Origin of the sequence: Streptomyces sp. NPDC059875 (genome assembly GCF_042731085.1) — a bacterium.
In the GTDB taxonomy this organism is placed as follows: Bacteria; Actinomycetota; Actinomycetes; order Streptomycetales; family Streptomycetaceae; genus Streptomyces.
The window spans coordinates 78,472-92,963 of sequence record NZ_JBHWJZ010000010.1; the positions used below are offsets into that span (position 1 = coordinate 78,472).

Genomic DNA, 14,492 nt, shown 5'->3' on the forward strand with positions numbered 1-14,492 from the left:
GACGCCCGCGGCGGCCGCGCCCACCCCTAGTGCCGCGCAGCCGGGCGCGCCGCCGTCCCCCCCCCCCGGCGCGGGGGGCGGGGCCCCACGGCCGTGTTCAGAGCGCCTTGAGGCTGGAGCGCGCCAGCTCGTACGCCGGCAGCATCGCCCTGTGCTCCTCGGAGTCGAGTCCGCCCAGGTGCACGACGACCGCGCCCTTGGGGGTGGAGACGGCGAAGGCCCGCTCCTCCTTGGACTCCTCCATGATGTCGTTGTAGACCGTGTACGTGACCTCGGTGGCGGGCAGCGCGCCCGCCTTCGTCTCCTTGTAGGTGACCTTCGAGGTGTTCTTCGCCGCCTTCACGAAGGCTTCGAGGGTCGCACGGGCGTCACCCTGCTTGCCCGTCCAGATCCGCAGGTACCCGATGTGACCGGCCGGCTTGCCGTCGATCTCGCAACGGACCAGGACGGGACCCTGCCGGGTGAGCGCGGCGAACTCCGGGTCCTCCGGGTTCTTGATCGCGTTCGGCTTCCAGTCCGCCGCCAGCGCGAAGGACACGGGCAGCGCACACGCGGTCCCCGGCCCGCCCAGGGTCGCCCTGGACGCCTCCGGCGCGGCCGACGTGGCCTTCGCCGCCGGCTTGTCGACCGTCCTGTCGGGCTTCGCCTCGGTGCCCAGGCAGCCGGTCAGCAGCCCCGACGCCGCCAGCGCGGCGAGGGCCGGGACCATGATCCGTATCGGATGTCTCATGCGCGCGAGAGTATCCGGGGTGGCCGGTACCCCTACCGCGGGGTGTTCAGCACGTCCAGATAGTGCTGGTTCTCCATGACGCCCAGGACATTCCCGAAGGGATCGGTCACCGAGGCGGTGACGAATCCCGGGCCGCGGGGCGTGACCGGCTCGTACTCCTTCGCCCCCAGGGACAGCAGTCTCTCGAAGGTCGCCCGCACGTCGTCGACGTGCCAGTACACGATCGCGCCACCGGGTCCCGTCGTGGCGCCCGCGGGTGCGTACGCGCTGTCGATCAGTCCGAGCTCGTGCTGGTAGTCGCCGATGCGGAACTCCGCGTACCCGGGGCGCTCGAAGTACGGCTCCCCACCCAGGAGTTCCGTGTACCAGGCCTTCGCCACCGCCAGGTCGGCGGCCCAGAAACTGACCGTCGTGAGCCCTCGCAACATCGCTGTTCCCCTCGTCCCGCCGCCACGGACACCGCATCCGGGCCTGCTGGGATGATCGTAGGGGCCAACTAGGACGAATCTCGGCCTAGTTGGCCCTCGACGTTGCCTACGGGACGGCTCAGGAGAGCTTGCCGTCGTAGTCCGGGAGCTTGAAGGTCCGCTCGGCGTGGCCGCCGACGAGGTCGGTGGTGTTGTTGCCGATGTTGGCGATGATCGTGTAGCCCTTGGCCTCGATCTCGGCGCGCTGCTCCGTCTTGTACGCGCTGACCTCCGCGAACAGGTCGGGCAGGGAGCGCACGTAGAGACCGTCGACCGGGTAGCCGGCCTTCTTCAGGTTCCAGTCGGTGAGCGAGTAGATGATCCCGGGCCGCGCGGTGACGAAGAAGATCGCCACGCCGCGGTCGTGGGCGTCGCGGACCAGGTCGCGGACGTCGGCGATGGCCGGGGTCGGGAGCTCCCAGAAGGGGTGGAAGTCCGTCTCCAGCGAGGAGTTGTCGATGTCGAGGACGATCGCCTGCTTCTCGCTGCCGGCGCGCTCGGAGCGCTCCTCGATGTACGGGCGGGCCTCGGCGACCACGGCCGCCACGTCGCGGCGCCAGGTCGTGTAGTCGACGTCGTCGAAGGCGGCGGCCGACGTCGAGTGGGTGTCCGGGTCGGCCGCGGAGGCGGCGGGCGCGGGGACGACGACGAGAAGGGCGGTCAGCGCGAAGGTGGCCGTGGTTCCGGCGGCGGCGCGCTTGAGGAGAGGGACGGAGGGCATGGGGGGCTCCCGAGTGGTCGACCGGCTCAGTGGTTGACATGCTCGTGGCCAATACTGGCCGGTAGGTGACGAGAGGGCTACCGGTCGGTAGCCAGTTTCTGAGCGAAGATCGCCAAGCATGGGAGCGACGACGCCCCCCGGTCCGGAGGACCGAGGGGCGTCGGGGAGCGGTGAGCGGGGAGCCGTGGGCGTCAGCCGAGACCCGGACCGCGGACCGGGATGTGGGTGAACGTCGGCTCCGGGGCCGGGTTCTGGAAGAAGTCGTTGCCCTTGTCGTCCACGACGATGAACGCCGGGAAGTCCTCGACCTCGATCTTCCAGACCGCCTCCATGCCGAGCTCCTCGTACTCGACGACCTCGACCTTCTTGATGCAGTCCTGCGCGAGGCGCGCCGCCGGACCGCCGATCGAGCCCAGGTAGAAGCCGCCGTGGCCGCCGCACGCGTCCGTGACCTGCTTCGAGCGGTTGCCCTTGGCCAGCATGACCTTGGAGCCGCCCGCGGCCTGGAACTGCTCGACGTAACTGTCCATGCGGCCGGCCGTCGTCGGGCCGAAGGAGCCGGAGGCGTAGCCCTCGGGGGTCTTGGCCGGACCGGCGTAGTAGACCGGGTGGTCCTTCAGGTACTGCGGCATCTCCTCGCCCGCGTCGAGCCGCTCCTTGATCTTGGCGTGCGCGATGTCGCGGGCCACGACCAGCGGGCCGGTCAGGGAGAGGCGGGTCTTCACCGGGTACTTGGTCAGCTCGGCGAGGATCTCGTCCATCGGCTGGTTCAGGTCGATCTTCACGACGTCGCCCTCGGTCTCGAGGTGCTCGTCCGTGGTCTCCGGCAGGAAGCGCGCCGGGTCCGTCTCCAGCTGCTCCAGGAAGACGCCCTCGGCGGTGATCTTCGCGACGGCCTGGCGGTCGGCCGAGCAGGACACGGCGATCGCGACGGGCAGCGAGGCGCCGTGGCGCGGCAGCCGGACGACGCGGACGTCGTGGCAGAAGTACTTTCCGCCGAACTGCGCGCCGATGCCGATCTTCTGCGTGAGCTCGAAGACCTTCTCCTCCAGCTCCTTGTCCCGGAAGCCGTGGCCGAGCTCGGAGCCCTCGGCCGGCAGCTCGTCCAGGTAGTGCGCGGAGGCGTACTTCGCGGTCTTCAGCGCGAACTCGGCCGAGGTGCCGCCGACGACGATCGCCAGGTGGTACGGCGGGCAGGCGGCCGTGCCGAGCGAGCGGATCTTCTCCTCCAGGAACTTCATCATGCTCGCCTCGTTGAGCACGGCCTTCGTCTCCTGGTAGAGGAAGGACTTGTTGGCGGAGCCGCCGCCCTTGGCCATGAAGAGGAACTTGTACGCGCCGCCGTCGGTCGCGTACAGCTCGATCTGCGCGGGCAGGTTCGAGCCGGTGTTCTTCTCCTCCCACATGGTCAGCGGGGCCATCTGCGAGTACCGCAGGTTGAGCTTGGTGTACGCGTCGTAGATGCCGCGCGAGAGGGCTTCCTCGTCGCCGCCCTCGGTGAGCACGTTCTGGCCGCGCTTGCCCATGACGATCGCGGTGCCGGTGTCCTGGCACATGGGGAGGACGCCCGCGGCGGCGATGTTCGCGTTCTTGAGGAGGTCGAGCGCGACGAACTTGTCGTTGCTCGACGCCTCCGGGTCGTCGATGATCCGGCGCAGCTGGGCCAGGTGGGCCGGGCGCAGGTAGTGCTGGATGTCGTGGATCGCCTCGGCGGCGAGCGTGCGCAGCGCCTCGGGCTCGACCTTGAGGAACGTACGGCCGTCGGCCTCGAAGGTGGAGACACCTTCGGAGGTCACCAGGCGGTAGGGCGTGGTGTCCTCTCCCAGGGGGAGCAGATCGGAGTACGAAAACTCTGGCATGACGGCAGCCATTCCTCACTCGGCAGACAGCAGCGCCACCTCCATTGGCGGCGCTGCTTCCAGCGTAGAGCGCTGCCGGGGGCCCGATCCTGTGAGGTAAGGCTCACTTGGAGCCGGGATCACGCCGTTGTGGACAGTGCGCGGTTCAGGCCAGCGGGGTGCGGTGAAGTGCGATCAGCAGCCGCCAGGTGCGGCCCGCGATCTGCTCGGGGGTGGCTTCGATCAGGCCGTGCAGCCAGTCGGCGAGCAGCCCGCCGAAGGCCGCCGCCACCGCCGACGCCACGAGACCGGGCTCGGGCGCCCCGGCCAGCTCGCGCTCGCGCGCGCTGTACGCGCGCAGCTCCCGGTGGAGCAGCTCGCCGAGCGGTCCGCCGCCCCCGGGTCGCAGCAGGCCCCGGTAGAGCGGGGCGTGCGCGGCGACCTCGGCGAAGAAGGCGGGCAGGGCGGGCGGCGGGGTGGCCGGGTCGGGCGTGCCGCGCCAGGCGTGCAGGGCGTCGACCGCGTCCCGTACGACATCGGCGCAGGCGTCGACGGCGAGGGCCTGGAGGTCGGCGTAGTGCAGGTAGAACGTGGCCCGGCCGATCCCGGCCCGGCGGACCAGCGCGGCGACCCCGACCTCCTCGAGGGGGCGTTCGGCGCACTCCGCCAGGAGGGCGGCGCGCAGCTTGGCGCGGGTGCGGGCGGCGCGGGGGTCCGTGGTCGGGCGGGGGTCGTCGGTCGGGCTGGTCACCCGGCCCACAGTACGGCGGCCAGGGCGAGGGCCCCGGGCAGGGCCTGGGCGAACAGGATCCGGCGGTTGGCGGTGAGACCCCCGTAGACCCCGGCGATCACCACGCAGGAGAGGAAGAAGATCTGCACCCGGTACCCGGTGGGGTCGTCGGCGATCAGGCCCCAGACCAGACCGGCGGCGAGGAAGCCGTTGTACAGGCCCTGGTTGGCGGCGAGGGGAGCGGTCGCGCGGGCCAGTTCGGCGTCGAAACCGGAGAGTTGGCGCCCGGGTCGGCGCTCCCAGAGGAACATCTCCAGGACCAGGATGTAGGCGTGCAGGGCGGCGACCAGGCCGACGGCGACGTGCGCAAGAGTAGTGGACACCTGTCCAGAGTACATGGACAGATGTCCAGGAGTGGCGAGTCCCGGTCGCGCCCCCTAGTCGCGATCTATCGCGTTTCGCTAGGCTGGCTCCGTGGACCTCGAAAAGCAGCCCCAGAAGCCGGTCGCCCCCGCCGAGCCCGCTCCCGCGCCGCCCGTCGCTCCGGGGGACTCCCTGCGCGCCTCGGACGCCGACCGGGACCGGATCGCGGACATCCTTCGGGACGCCCTGGCCGAGGGGCGGATCGACGCCGAGGAGCACTCCGAGCGGATCGACGCCGTCTACCGCGCCAAGACGGTCGGTGAACTGGAGCCGATCGTCCGTGACCTTCCGGCGGGCCCGGCCGCCCGCCGGGAGCCCGAGTCGGCGTACGCGTACGGCCCGGACGACACCTCCGGTCCCGCCGACAACATGGTCGCCGTCTTCTCCAGCACCACCCGCAAGGGCCGCTGGCGGGTGGGTCGCAGGACCAACGCCTTCGCGCTCTTCGGCAACATCGAGATCGACCTGACCGAGGCGCTCTTCGCCCAGCGGCTGACCACCATCAACGCCACCTCGATCTTCGGCAACGTCGAGGTGCGCGTCCCGGAGAACATCAGCCTGCGCGGCAACGGCACCGGGATCTTCGGCAACTTCGAGGTCGTGACCCTGGAGGCCGCCGACCCGCAGGCCCCGGTCGTCGTGATCAACGGCTACTCGGTCTTCGGCAACGTCGAGGCGAAGCCCAAGCGCGGCAAGTGGATCACCGACCTGCAGAACCAGCTGCGCAAGCACCTCGGCCACTGATCCGAGGCACGGCCGTGGCCGGGTGACCGGATTCCGCCCCTGAGGTTCCGCACTCCGGAACTCGGCGGCACGCAGTGCATAGGCGCGCGCACAGCGGGTAGGGCTGCTGCATCGTCTCTCGCTCGCGAAGCCGTCGTCAGGAGTAGACCGTGCTGCAACCGCCGCATCAGCCCCTCCAGGTCGCTGCCGTGCCGCCCCAGCGCGCCCCCGCGCGGGAGGACGAGGCCGGCCCCTGGCACACGGAGGCGGTGTGCCGCCGGGACGAAGCCGGGCTGTTCTTCGCCCCGTCCAAGGAGCCGACGGCCGCCCGGCTGTCGCGTGAGGAGGCCGCCAAGCGGGTCTGTGCCCGCTGCCCCGTGATGGTCGAGTGCCGGGAGCACGCCCTGCTCCAGCCGGAGCCGTACGGCGTGTGGGGCGGGCTCACCGCGGCCGAGCGCCGTGTCGTGCTTGCCCGGCGACGGCGGCGCGAGGTGGAGCTCAAGAAGGCGGCGGCAGCGGACCGGATCGCCGCGGCGGGCTGACGGCTCCCGACTCCGTCCGTACGGGAAGGGGCGCCCCCACCGCACATGGGGGCGCCCCTCTTCGTATCAGCGACGTGGCCGGGCCATGGCCCGGCCGGACTACTTGGCCCGGTCGAAGTCGATCTTGCTGTACGCGCGCAGCTTCGACAGCCGGTGCTCGGAGTCGATCTGCCGGATCGTGCCGGACTTCGACCGCATCACCAGCGACGACGTGGTCGCGGTCTCCGAGCGGTAGCGGACGCCGCGCAGCAGCTCGCCGTCCGTGATGCCGGTGGCGACGAAGAACACGTTCTCGCCGCTGACCAGGTCGTTCGTGGACAGCACGCGGTCCAGGTCGTGCCCCGCGTCGATCGCCTTCTGGCGCTCGGCGTCGTCCTTCGGCCACAGCTTGCCCTGGATGACACCGCCCAGGCACTTGATGGCGCAGGCCGAGATGATGCCCTCGGGCGTACCGCCGATGCCGAGGAGCAGATCCACGCCGGTGCCCTCGCGGACGGCCATGATCGAGCCGGCGACGTCGCCGTCCGTGATGAACTTGATCCGGGCGCCGGTCTCGCGGATCTCCTTGACGATGCCCTCGTGGCGCGGGCGGTCCAGGATGACGACCGTGACGTCCTCGGGGGACATGTTCTTGGCCTTGGCGACCCGGCGGATGTTGACCGAGACCGGGGCGTTGATGTCGACGAAGTCGGCGGCCTCGGGGCCGGTGACCAGCTTGTCCATGTAGAAGACCGCGGACGGGTCGAACATGGTGCCGCGGTCGGCGGCGGCCAGGACGGCGATCGCGTTGGGCATGCCCTTGGCGTTCAGCGTCGTGCCGTCGATCGGGTCGACGGCGATGTCCACCTCGGCGCCGGTCCCGTCACCGACCCGCTCGCCGTTGAACAGCATGGGCGCTTCGTCCTTCTCGCCCTCGCCGATGACGACGACGCCGTTCATCGAGACGGTCGAGATCAGCGTCCGCATCGCGTTGACCGCGGCGCCGTCCGCGCCGATCTTGTCACCGCGCCCGACCCAGCGACCGGCTGCCATGGCGGCGGCCTCGGTCACCCGGACCAGCTCGAGGGCGAGGTTGCGGTCGGGGGCCTCGGGGGAGACCTCGAGCTCGGACGGCAGGGAATGCTCGGTCATCGGAGCGCACCTTTCTGTACGGCGACGGCCGGAATAAAGAGGGTGCTGCGACTCTATCGGTACGTCGACAAATTGAGCAGAGGGGCCCACGTATGAGCACAACACCATGATGCGACCATGGGGGGCGTGGCAGGTATGCGAGGCAGGCAGACGGTACGCGGGATGTTCCAGTCCCTCGGGGTGATCATGGTCGCCGCGGGCGTGATGTATCTCTTCATCCCGCACGACGAGGACGCGAACCCGGTCCAGACGAAGGACTACCGGGTCGAGCTCCTGACGGCACAGCGGGCGGCGCCGTACCCGGTGCTGGCCCCCGAGGGTCTCGGGGAGGACTGGAAGGCGACCGTGGTCTCGTACAAGCGCGAGCAGAACGACGCCTGGCAGCTGGGCTTCCTCGACCCGGACACCCAGTACGTGGCGATCCACCAGTCGACGGAGGAGCCGAAGAAGTACGTCCCCGACGTCACTCAGCAGGCCACGGACTCCGGGAAGACCCAGACGGTCGCCGGCCAGGTCTGGCAGCGCTGGGAGGGGCCGAAGTACGACGCCCTGGTCCGCACGGACGGCGGCGCCACGACGGTGGTGACCGGGACGGCCTCCTTCGAGCGGCTGGCCGAGATGGCGGGCGCGCTGCAGTCGAAGAAGGCGTAGGCGTACGGCTCGGATTCGGGCTCGGATACGCGAGAACCCCCGGACTCATGGTCCGGGGGTTCTGTCGTATGCCGTACGGGCGTATGCCGTACGGGTCAGACGGTGGTGACGACCTCGTCGAAGGCCAGGCGGGGGGAGCGGGGGAACCAGGCGTCCTCGCCGGGCTTGCCGATGTTGACGACCATCAGCGGGGTGTGGTCGTCGTCCAGGAACTCCTTCTGGAGTCCGGCGAAGTCCAGGCCGGTCATCGGGCCGGCGGCGAGGCCGGCGGCGCGGACGCCGACGATGAAGTAGGCGGCCTGGAGGGCGGCGTTCAGGAGCGCGGCGTTCTCGCGGACGGGGCGCTCGGAGAAGAACACGTCCTTGGCCTGCGGGAAGTGCGGGAACAGGGCCGGGAGCTCCTCGTGGAACTCGTTGTCGGCGGAGAGGATCGCGACCAGCGGGGCGGTGGCGGTCTTCGGCTGGTTGCCCTCGGCCATGTGCTTCACGAGGCGCTCGCGGGCCTCGGGGGAGCGGACCAGGGTGATGCGCAGCGGCGACTGGTTGAAGGCGGTGGGGCCGTACTTCACCAGGTCGTAGATCGCCTGGACCTGCTCGTCGGTCACCGGCTCGTCGGTGAAGGTGTTGGCGGTGCGGGCCTCACGGAAGAGGAGGTCCTGGGCGGCGGAGTCAAGGGCGAGGGTCATGCTGCGTACCTTCCGGACTGCAAGGGGGGTCAAGCGATGCCCTCACCGTACGACGGTGATTGGTTAACTTTCAACTAATCTATGCGGATAGTGATCCGGTTCACATCGTCCCGGTTTTCCGAAGCCGCTACTCGGCGTCGGCGTCCTCGGCCTCGTCGCCCTCGGACGTGGACAGCGCGGCGTCGAGCCGTGCCCGCGCGCCTTCCAGCCAACGCCGGCAGACCTTGGCCAATTCCTCTCCACGCTCCCAGAGTGCGAGGGACTCCTCCAGGGTCGTCCCGCCCGTCTCGAGGCGCCGAACGACCTCGATCAGCTCGTCGCGTGCCTGCTCGTACCCGAGCGCCTCTTCCGTGGTGGCTGCCATGGGAACCACCCTAAGCGCCGGGTCCGACAACGCGCCGCACCGCGAACTCGCCCGCCGCGACCCTCGCCCGCAGCTCCTCGTCCACCGCGACCTCCTCCGGGGAGCGCACGACCGATCCGTCCGCCCGCTGAAGCACCGCGTACCCCCGCTCCATCGTCGCCGCGGGCGACAGCGCCCGGACCCGCGCCCGGGTGTGCGACAGCTCCGAGTCGGCCCGGTCGAGCAGATGCCCGAGGGTCCGCCGGCTGCGCGCGAGGAGCGCGTCGAGCTCGTCCTCGCGCTGCTCCACCATCCGCTGCGGATGCTCCATGACCGGCCGCGCCAGCGCGTGCGCGAGACCCCGCTCCTCCCGGTCGAGCAGCCCGCGCACGGTCCGCAGCGCCCGGTCCCGCAGGCCCTGCACCCGGTCCAGCTCCTCGCCGACGTCCGGTACGACCTTCTTGGCTGCGTCGGTCGGAGTGGAGGCGCGCAGGTCGGCGACGAGGTCGAGCAGCGGCGAGTCCGGCTCGTGGCCGATCGCGGAGACCACCGGCGTACGGCAGTCGGCGACCACCCGGATCAGCTGCTCGTCCGAGAACGGCAGCAGGTCCTCCACGCTGCCGCCGCCCCGCGCCACGATGATCACGTCCACCCCGTCGTGCGCGTCGAGCTCCTTCACGGCCTGGACGACCTGGGGCACGGCCTTCACGCCCTGCACGGCGACGTTGCGCACCTCGAAGCGGACGGCCGGCCAGCGGCGCCGCGCGTTCTCGAGGACGTCCCGCTCGGCGGCGGAGGCACGGCCGACGACGAGGCCGACGAGCTGGGGGAGGAACGGCAGGGGCTTCTTGCGGTCGAGCGCGAAGAGACCCTCGGCGCCCAGGCTCCGCTTCAGCTGCTCCAGGCGGGCCAGCAGCTCCCCGATGCCGACCGGCTTGATCTCCACCGCCCGCAGGGACAGCTGCCCGCGCGGCGCGTACCACTCGGGCTTGGCGTGCACGACGACCCGGGCGCCCTCGGAGACCACGTCGGCGACGGCGTCGAAGACCTGGCGGAAGCACGTGACGCCGATGGAGATGTCGTACGAGGGATCCCGCAGCGTCAGAAAGACGACCCCGGCCCCGGGGCGCCGCGACAACTGCGTGATCTGCCCCTCGACCCACACGGCACCGAGCCGGTCGATCCACCCCCCGATCAGCCGGGAGACCTCCCCGACGGGCAGCGGCGCTTCTGCGGACGTATTGAGACCCATGCGCCGAGACTAGGGCCTGTCTTCCGGATCATGCCGGGCTCGCGGCGTCTGGCACGCGCATCTGTTGCGTCGTCGTCAGTCGCCAGGGCTCCGCCATGGCTCCTTCCTCCGCCTTGCAGCTGCACGCACCAGACGCCGCTCCCTGATCCGGCCTGATCCGAAAGACAGGCCCCAGCGGCGCGCACGGACACCGAGCTCATGCCGAGCGGGTCGCGCCCTGCACCGCGAGGACCACGAAACCCACGCCCAGCCAGATCACGCCCACCAGCTGCGCCGACACCGACGCCTCCACGATCACCGCGATCAGGATCGCCGCCCCCACCACCGGCATCACCACATGCCGCAGCCAGTGCGGCGGCCCCTCCATCCGCCGTACCGCGAACCACCCCACCACGCTCGCGTGCAGCAGCACGAAGGCCGTCAGCGCCCCGATGTCGACCACCGACACCAGGTGGTCCAGGCCGTCGTCCCGCTGGGCCGCCCACACCGCCGCCACCATCGTCACCGCCGCCGCAAGCAGCAGCGCCACCCGCGGCACCCCCGAGTCCGTACGGGCGAGCAGCCCCGGCAGCCGCCGCTCCCGGCCCATGGCGAAGAGCAGCCGGCCCGCCGCGGCCTGCCCCGCGAGCGCCGCGAACGCCGCGCCGATCGCCTTGGACACCGCCACCAGGTCGTGCAGCCACGTCCCCACGGACGCGTCCACCGCGTCGTAGAAGGCCGAGCCCTGCTTCGCCGGGTCCGCCGCCAGCTCCGCCGAGGACAGCGGTTCGAGGAGCGCCACCAGATACGTCTGGGCCACGAACAGCACGCCCGCGAGCGCCAGACAGAACAGCACCGCGCGCGCCACCTTCTCCGACCCTCCGGTGACCTCCTCCGCGAACGAGGCGATCGCGTCGAAACCGAGGTACGAGAGCACGGCCACCGACACCGCGCCCAGCACGGCCGCCGTCGAGTACGTCCCGTCGCCGGCCAGCGGCGACCACCAGTCGCGCCGCGCCCCGTCCCGTACGAGCACGACCACCGCCGACACCACGAAGATCAGCAGCACCACGATCTCCATGGCGAGCACCGCGAAGCCGACCCGGGCCGCCGCCCGGACGCCCCACAGATTGAGCAGCGTCGTGACGACCACCGCGATCGCCGTCCACACCCACCGGTCGACCTCCGGGACCAGCGCCTCCATCGCGATGCCCGCGAAGAGATAGGCCACGGCCGGGATCAGCAGGTAGTCGAGCATCGCCATCCACCCGGCGACGAACCCCGGCCCCTCGCCCAGGGCCTTGCGGGCGTACGCGAAGACGGAGCCGGCCAGCGGCGCGACCCGCACCATCTGGGCGTAGCTGAAAGCGGTGAACGCCATCGCGACCGTGGCCACGACGTACACCAGGGCGACCGCGCCGTGCGACTTCGCGTCCAGGGTGCCGAAGACCCCGACGGGGGCCATGGGCGCGATGAAGAGCAGCCCATAGACGACAAGGTCGCGGAACCCGAGGGTCCGCCGCAGTCCGGTGTGCGCTGCCACCTGTGCTTCCTCGGCCATGCGCCCCAGTCTCGACCACGGTCTCGATCACCCGCCGGACCGACGCGGCCGGAGCGGGGCGTCCCATCACGCGGCCTTACGATGGGACGCATGACTGCAACGCCCGCGACCAACCGCCCGAAGCGTGTCCTGCTCGCCGCGCCCCGCGGCTACTGCGCGGGCGTGGACCGTGCCGTGATCGCTGTGGAGAAAGCCCTGGAGCAGTACGGGGCGCCGATCTACGTACGCCACGAGATCGTGCACAACAAGTACGTCGTCCAGACCCTGGAGCGGAAGGGCGCCATCTTCGTCGACCAGGCGACCGAGGTCCCGCCGGGCAACATCGTGATGTTCTCCGCGCACGGCGTCGCCCCGACCGTGCACGAGGAGGCCCGCGAGGGCCGCCTCAAGACCATCGACGCGACCTGCCCCCTGGTCACGAAGGTGCACAAGGAGGCCGTGCGGTTCGCCAAGGAGGACTTCGACATCCTCCTGATCGGCCACGAGGGCCACGAGGAGGTCATCGGCACCTCCGGCGAGGCCCCCGACCACATCCAGCTCGTCGACGGCCCCGAGGATGTGGCCAAGGTCGAGGTCCGCGACCCGTCCCGGGTCGTCTGGCTCTCCCAGACCACGCTCTCGGTCGACGAGACGATGGAGACGGTGGACGCGCTGAAGGAGAAGTTCCCGCAGCTGATCTCCCCGCCGTCCGACGACATCTGCTACGCCACGCAGAACCGGCAGCTGGCCATCAAGGAGCTCGCCGGCCAGGCCGAGCTGGTGATCGTCGTCGGCTCGAAGAACTCCTCGAACTCGATCCGCATGGTCGAGGTCGCCAAGCAGGCCGGCGTGCCGGCCGCGCACCTGGTCGACTTCGCGAGCGAGATCGACGAGGCGTGGCTGGAGGGCGTCACCTCGGTCGGTCTGTCGTCGGGCGCCTCGGTCCCGGACGTCCTGGTCCAGGAGGTCCTGGAGTGGCTCTCCGAGCGCGGCTACGCGGACGTGGAGATCGTCAAGACGGCCGACGAGTCGCTCACCTTCTCGCTCCCCAAGGAGCTCAGGAACAAGGACCTGCGCGCCGAGGCCGCCGGACTCGTCAAGGAGTAACTCCGCGCCTGAGCCCTTACCGTGGGGTCCATGAACGTCTTCGGAGTGGACATCGGCGGCTCGGGCATCAAGGGCGCTCCCGTGGACCTGGAGCGCGGAGACCTCGCCGAGCCCCGCCACAAGGTACTGACCCCGCAGCCCGCCACGCCCGACGACGTGGCGGGCTGCGTCGTCGAGGTCGTGGAGAACTTCGGCTGGTCGGGCCCGATCGGTGTCACCTTCCCGGGCGTGGTCACCGGGTCCACGATCCGTACGGCCGCGAACGTCGACAAGGCCTGGATCGACGTCGACGCGGGCACCCTGCTCGGCGACCGGCTGGGCGGCCTCCCGGTCACGATCCTGAACGACGCGGACGCGGCGGGCATCGCCGAGATGACCTTCGGCGCGGGCCGGGACCGCAAGGGCACGGTGATCCTGCTGACGCTCGGTACGGGCATCGGCTCGGCGCTCTTCGTGGACGGCCGACTCGTGCCGAACACGGAGCTGGGCCACCTGGAGCTGAAGGGCCACGACGCGGAGAAGCGGGCCTCGACGAAGGCCAAGGAGGACGAGGACCTCAGCTGGGAGCACTGGGCGACGCGGCGCGTGCAGAAGTACCTGGCCCATGTGGAGATGCTGTTCTCGCCGGAGCTGTTCATCATCGGCGGGGGAGTGAGCCGGAAGGCGGACAAGTTTCTGCCGCTGATCGAGGGCATCAGGGCGGAGATCGTCCCGGCGGAGCTGGAGAACAACGCGGGGATCGTGGGCGCGGCGATGGCGGCGCGGGCGCGCCAGGGCCTGTCCTAGCCCGTCCCAGGAGTCACGGACGGCGGACCTTCTGAGGGCTCTGAGGGCTCTGGGGGTTCTGGGGGTTCTGGAGGTTCTGGAGGCTTCGGGGGGCGCGGGCGGTGACGCGCTGGCGGCGCCCCATGTCCCGTACCTTCCGGACGCAGGTGATCAGACCGGCGACCAGGGTGCCGCCGTACAGCCACCCGGCGTGCACGGCGAGGGCCGTGACGACGGCCATCGCCTGCCCACCGAAGCCGCCGGTGCCGCCCGAGATCGGCACGACACCGACCGCGAAGGCGATGGGCACGCTGATCGGGGCGGTGACGAGGTCGGCGGTGCGCACCCAGAGCGCGGTCAGCGCGCTGACCGGCAGGAACAGCAGGCCGAAGGCGATCGGCGAGCCGTCGAGGAGCAGCTGGTCGAGGAAGCCGAGCACGAGCATGGTGGCGGAGGCGAAGAGCCCGGCGCCGAGGCCGGTCAGCCTCGGGTTGGGCAGCCGCCGCAGCGCGAGGACGACGGGGGGCGCGGGCCGTCGTACGGGCACGGCCCGCTCGACCCGGCCGCTGCCGGGCCGCCCGGGATGTGCGGCGACGCGGTAGACGGCGGCGCCCTCCACGAGCGCGCCGGGCGGCGTGAGGGGCGTTTGCGGCCGTCGGCGGCCTTGCGGCTGACTTGTCCTGTGCTGCTCCACTACACCAACGTAGGTCGGGAAGGGGCGGGAGACCGGCACAGGACACGCCCTTTGGGTGACGTTGCCGTCGAGAACGGCCGAAGGTCGGCGTCGCAGGCCGGTTCGGGCCCCCCGTAAACTGGGGGATCGGCCCACCCACCGCACCCCCATCCGTACTCCAGGAAGTCGCC

17 protein-coding genes are annotated in these 14,492 nt (G+C 70.9%); 5 read left to right on the forward strand and 12 right to left on the reverse strand.

What is annotated here, in order from left to right; genetic code table 11:
- Positions 1-97: 97 nt before the first annotated feature.
- From ACFV9D_RS15110 to ACFV9D_RS15135, 6 genes are all read right to left on the reverse strand, one after another.
- The gene (locus tag ACFV9D_RS15110; RefSeq protein ID WP_385145463.1) at positions 98-730 is read right to left on the reverse strand and encodes a lipoprotein; all 633 of its coding nucleotides are present in this window, start codon (positions 728-730) and stop codon (positions 98-100) included.
- Positions 731-762: 32 nt separating this feature from the next.
- Positions 763-1,158 carry a VOC family protein gene (locus ACFV9D_RS15115; protein ID WP_385145465.1) on the reverse strand — a complete coding sequence of 132 codons (396 nt, stop codon included), beginning with the start codon at positions 1,156-1,158 and terminating at the stop codon, positions 763-765.
- Positions 1,159-1,276: 118 nt separating this feature from the next.
- The gene (locus tag ACFV9D_RS15120; RefSeq protein ID WP_385145467.1) at positions 1,277-1,918 is read right to left on the reverse strand and encodes an HAD family acid phosphatase; all 642 of its coding nucleotides are present in this window, start codon (positions 1,916-1,918) and stop codon (positions 1,277-1,279) included.
- A gap of 191 nt (positions 1,919-2,109) precedes the next feature.
- Positions 2,110-3,777: a fumarate hydratase gene (locus ACFV9D_RS15125; protein ID WP_385145469.1), complete on the reverse strand. Its 1,668-nt coding sequence runs from the start codon at positions 3,775-3,777 to the stop codon at positions 2,110-2,112.
- 145 nt (positions 3,778-3,922) lie between these two features.
- Complete coding sequence (locus tag ACFV9D_RS15130; protein WP_385145471.1) at positions 3,923-4,507, reverse strand: TetR/AcrR family transcriptional regulator; 585 nt, start codon at positions 4,505-4,507, stop codon at positions 3,923-3,925.
- The gene (locus ACFV9D_RS15135) at positions 4,504-4,869 is read right to left on the reverse strand and encodes a DUF1304 domain-containing protein (protein WP_385145473.1); all 366 of its coding nucleotides are present in this window, start codon (positions 4,867-4,869) and stop codon (positions 4,504-4,506) included. Before ACFV9D_RS15135 ends, ACFV9D_RS15130 begins: the two co-directional genes overlap by 4 nt.
- A 91-nt stretch (positions 4,870-4,960) precedes the next feature.
- On the opposite strand from ACFV9D_RS15135, the gene ACFV9D_RS15140 reads away from it, so the two are divergent.
- Positions 4,961-5,653 carry a DUF1707 domain-containing protein gene (locus tag ACFV9D_RS15140; RefSeq protein WP_385145475.1) on the forward strand — a complete coding sequence of 231 codons (693 nt, stop codon included), beginning with the start codon at positions 4,961-4,963 and terminating at the stop codon, positions 5,651-5,653.
- Between the two features lie 149 nt (positions 5,654-5,802).
- Entirely contained in the window at positions 5,803-6,174 is a 372-nt protein-coding gene (locus tag ACFV9D_RS15145) for a WhiB family transcriptional regulator (RefSeq protein WP_361854747.1), read from the forward strand.
- A gap of 99 nt (positions 6,175-6,273) precedes the next feature.
- Here ACFV9D_RS15145 and glpX read toward each other — a convergent pair whose 3' ends face one another.
- The gene (gene glpX, locus ACFV9D_RS15150; RefSeq protein ID WP_362417982.1) at positions 6,274-7,305 is read right to left on the reverse strand and encodes a class II fructose-bisphosphatase; all 1,032 of its coding nucleotides are present in this window, start codon (positions 7,303-7,305) and stop codon (positions 6,274-6,276) included.
- A gap of 117 nt (positions 7,306-7,422) precedes the next feature.
- On the opposite strand from glpX, the gene ACFV9D_RS15155 reads away from it, so the two are divergent.
- Positions 7,423-7,956, forward strand: coding sequence for a DUF4245 domain-containing protein (locus ACFV9D_RS15155; RefSeq protein WP_385145478.1), 534 nt, complete (start codon positions 7,423-7,425; stop codon positions 7,954-7,956).
- 95 nt (positions 7,957-8,051) lie between these two features.
- Here ACFV9D_RS15155 and ACFV9D_RS15160 read toward each other — a convergent pair whose 3' ends face one another.
- From ACFV9D_RS15160 to ACFV9D_RS15175, 4 genes are all read right to left on the reverse strand, one after another.
- Complete coding sequence (locus ACFV9D_RS15160; protein ID WP_385145480.1) at positions 8,052-8,642, reverse strand: malonic semialdehyde reductase; 591 nt, start codon at positions 8,640-8,642, stop codon at positions 8,052-8,054.
- A gap of 127 nt (positions 8,643-8,769) precedes the next feature.
- A complete protein-coding gene (locus tag ACFV9D_RS15165; protein ID WP_385145482.1) occupies positions 8,770-9,006 on the reverse strand; it encodes an exodeoxyribonuclease VII small subunit in 237 nt (78 codons plus the stop codon).
- 10 nt (positions 9,007-9,016) lie between these two features.
- Entirely contained in the window at positions 9,017-10,237 is a 1,221-nt protein-coding gene (gene xseA, locus ACFV9D_RS15170; RefSeq protein ID WP_385145484.1) for an exodeoxyribonuclease VII large subunit, read from the reverse strand.
- 196 nt (positions 10,238-10,433) lie between these two features.
- Complete coding sequence (locus ACFV9D_RS15175) at positions 10,434-11,777, reverse strand: APC family permease (protein ID WP_385145486.1); 1,344 nt, start codon at positions 11,775-11,777, stop codon at positions 10,434-10,436.
- Positions 11,778-11,858: 81 nt separating this feature from the next.
- Between ACFV9D_RS15175 and ACFV9D_RS15180 the strand changes: the two genes are divergently transcribed.
- Positions 11,859-12,863: a 4-hydroxy-3-methylbut-2-enyl diphosphate reductase gene (locus tag ACFV9D_RS15180; protein ID WP_385145487.1), complete on the forward strand. Its 1,005-nt coding sequence runs from the start codon at positions 11,859-11,861 to the stop codon at positions 12,861-12,863.
- Positions 12,864-12,893: 30 nt separating this feature from the next.
- The gene (ppgK, locus tag ACFV9D_RS15185) at positions 12,894-13,649 is read left to right on the forward strand and encodes a polyphosphate--glucose phosphotransferase (protein WP_385145489.1); all 756 of its coding nucleotides are present in this window, start codon (positions 12,894-12,896) and stop codon (positions 13,647-13,649) included.
- A 13-nt stretch (positions 13,650-13,662) separates the two neighbouring features.
- Here ppgK and ACFV9D_RS15190 read toward each other — a convergent pair whose 3' ends face one another.
- Positions 13,663-14,322: a DUF6542 domain-containing protein gene (locus ACFV9D_RS15190; RefSeq protein ID WP_385145491.1), complete on the reverse strand. Its 660-nt coding sequence runs from the start codon at positions 14,320-14,322 to the stop codon at positions 13,663-13,665.
- Positions 14,323-14,492: the final 170 nt, after the last annotated feature.